Origin of the sequence: Cytobacillus sp. IB215316 (assembly GCF_033963865.1) — a bacterium.
Classification (GTDB): Bacteria; Bacillota; Bacilli; order Bacillales; family SM2101; genus Nanhaiella; species Nanhaiella sioensis.
In genome coordinates this window covers 1-1,984 of the sequence record NZ_JAXBMC010000044.1, presented here as the reverse complement: position 1 = coordinate 1,984, position 1,984 = coordinate 1, and the positions used below count along the sequence as shown (strand labels likewise).

The 1,984-nt window shown below is 49.1% G+C and carries 17 tRNA genes; all 17 read right to left on the bottom strand.

Annotated elements, in window-relative coordinates:
• Positions 1-62: 62 nt before the first annotated feature.
• A tRNA-Ile gene (locus SLH48_RS22215) sits at positions 63-139 on the bottom strand.
• Positions 140-150: 11 nt separating this feature from the next.
• Positions 151-224 (bottom strand) — tRNA-Gly (locus tag SLH48_RS22210).
• A 29-nt stretch (positions 225-253) separates the two neighbouring features.
• Positions 254-329: transfer RNA gene (locus tag SLH48_RS22205), tRNA-His, on the bottom strand.
• Positions 330-397: 68 nt separating this feature from the next.
• A tRNA-Phe gene (locus tag SLH48_RS22200) sits at positions 398-473 on the bottom strand.
• Between the two features lie 13 nt (positions 474-486).
• Positions 487-562 (bottom strand) — tRNA-Asp (locus SLH48_RS22195).
• 12 nt (positions 563-574) lie between these two features.
• Positions 575-651, bottom strand: a tRNA-Met gene (locus tag SLH48_RS22190).
• Between the two features lie 115 nt (positions 652-766).
• Positions 767-859: transfer RNA gene (locus tag SLH48_RS22185), tRNA-Ser, on the bottom strand.
• 9 nt (positions 860-868) lie between these two features.
• A tRNA-Ile gene (locus SLH48_RS22180) sits at positions 869-945 on the bottom strand.
• 9 nt (positions 946-954) lie between these two features.
• Positions 955-1,031: transfer RNA gene (locus tag SLH48_RS22175), tRNA-Met, on the bottom strand.
• Between the two features lie 28 nt (positions 1,032-1,059).
• Positions 1,060-1,135 (bottom strand) — tRNA-Ala (locus SLH48_RS22170).
• 14 nt (positions 1,136-1,149) lie between these two features.
• Positions 1,150-1,226: transfer RNA gene (locus tag SLH48_RS22165), tRNA-Pro, on the bottom strand.
• 12 nt (positions 1,227-1,238) lie between these two features.
• Positions 1,239-1,315 (bottom strand) — tRNA-Arg (locus SLH48_RS22160).
• Positions 1,316-1,328: 13 nt separating this feature from the next.
• Positions 1,329-1,417: transfer RNA gene (locus SLH48_RS22155), tRNA-Leu, on the bottom strand.
• 5 nt (positions 1,418-1,422) lie between these two features.
• Positions 1,423-1,497: transfer RNA gene (locus tag SLH48_RS22150), tRNA-Gly, on the bottom strand.
• Between the two features lie 17 nt (positions 1,498-1,514).
• Positions 1,515-1,597 (bottom strand) — tRNA-Leu (locus SLH48_RS22145).
• A 6-nt stretch (positions 1,598-1,603) separates the two neighbouring features.
• Positions 1,604-1,679, bottom strand: a tRNA-Lys gene (locus tag SLH48_RS22140).
• Between the two features lie 157 nt (positions 1,680-1,836).
• Positions 1,837-1,912: transfer RNA gene (locus SLH48_RS22135), tRNA-Thr, on the bottom strand.
• Positions 1,913-1,984: the final 72 nt, after the last annotated feature.

Sequence of the window (1,984 nt, the reverse complement as noted above, 5' to 3'; positions counted from 1 at the left end):
TTCGAACCTGCGACCGATCGGTTAACAGCCGATAGCTCTACCACTGAGCTACTGTGGAATAATGGTGGGCCTAAATGGACTCGAACCATCGACCTCACGCTTATCAGGCGTGCGCTCTAACCAGCTGAGCTATAGGCCCATTATTTGAAATGGAGCGGGTGATGAGAATCGAACTCACGACATCAGCTTGGAAGGCTGAGGTTTTACCACTAAACTACACCCGCAAATTTTTTTAAGATATATAATTTTTAAATGGGGCGACTGATGGGAATCGAACCCACGAATGTCGGAGCCACAATCCGATGCGTTAACCACTTCGCCACAACCGCCATAATATATATGTCAATTTACTAACTGAAGATTGACGGATAGAGATAATATACTCTTAACTTATAGATGGTGGCTCGGGACGGAATCGAACCGCCGACACAAGGATTTTCAGTCCTTTGCTCTACCGACTGAGCTACCGAGCCATTTTTTTAATAATGGCGGTCCCGACGGGAATCGAACCCGCGATCTCCTGCGTGACAGGCAGGCATGTTAACCGCTACACCACGGGACCACATTTATTCATTGGTTGCGGGGACAGGATTTGAACCTGCGACCTTCGGGTTATGAGCCCGACGAGCTACCAGACTGCTCCACCCCGCGATAATAGTAAATTTATATTTTCTTAATACACATTTCTCACGTAACCATCTGGATTTCTAAGTGCCTCTTCTCAATGTTTAACATCGGTACGCTGTTGTTATTAAGAAAATAAAAATGGCGGAGGAAGAGGGATTCGAACCCCCGCGGGCTTTGACACCCCTGTCGGTTTTCAAGACCGATCCCTTCAGCCGGACTTGGGTATTCCTCCAACATTATATGGTGGACCTTGTAGGACTCGAACCTACGACCGGACGGTTATGAGCCGTCTGCTCTAACCAGCTGAGCTAAAGGTCCTTGTTTACTTGGTAGCGGCGGAGGGGATCGAACCCCCGACCTCACGGGTATGAACCGTACGCTCTAGCCAGCTGAGCTACACCGCCAAGTTAATTTATATAAATGATATTTTATTGGTGGAGCCTAGCGGGATCGAACCGCTGACCTCCTGCGTGCAAGGCAGGCGCTCTCCCAGCTGAGCTAAGGCCCCTTAATTATTATAAGTGGTCGGGAAGACAGGATTCGAACCTGCGACCCCATGGTCCCAAACCATGTGCTCTACCAAGCTGAGCTACTTCCCGTTATTCACTAGATGGCGCGCCCGAAAGGAGTCGAACCCATAACCTTCTGATCCGTAGTCAGACGCTCTATCCAATTGAGCTACGGGCGCATCTTAGTGTAAATGGTGCCGAGGGCCGGACTTGAACCGGCACGGTAGTCACCTACCGCAGGATTTTAAGTCCTGTGTGTCTGCCAATTCCACCACCCCGGCAGCATTGGAGCGGAAGACGGGATTCGAACCCGCGACCCCCACCTTGGCAAGGTGGTGTTCTACCACTGAACTACTTCCGCAAGCTTTATTTAATTAATGCGGGTGAAGGGACTTGAACCCCCACGTCACAAGGACACTAGATCCTAAGTCTAGCGCGTCTGCCAATTCCGCCACACCCGCGTAAAATGGTGAGCCATAGAGGACTCGAACCTCTGACCCTCTGATTAAAAGTCAGATGCTCTACCAACTGAGCTAATGGCTCATAAACTAAAAAGTTTAAATATATATTATTTACTTATAACGAGACACCCAAATCTCTACATGAATACTCATGAAGCTTATCGATTTGTGCGCTGTGGTTAAGCTACGACGATAACTCGATCGTGCTCTACCAACTGAGCTAATGGCTCATAAACAAATGGTGCCGGCGAGAGGACTTGAACCCCCAACCTACTGATTACAAGTCAGTTGCTCTACCAGTTGAGCTACACCGGCTTAATATTTAATGGTGGAGGATGACGGGATCGAACCGCCGACCCCTTGCTTGTAAGGCAAGTGCTCTCCCAG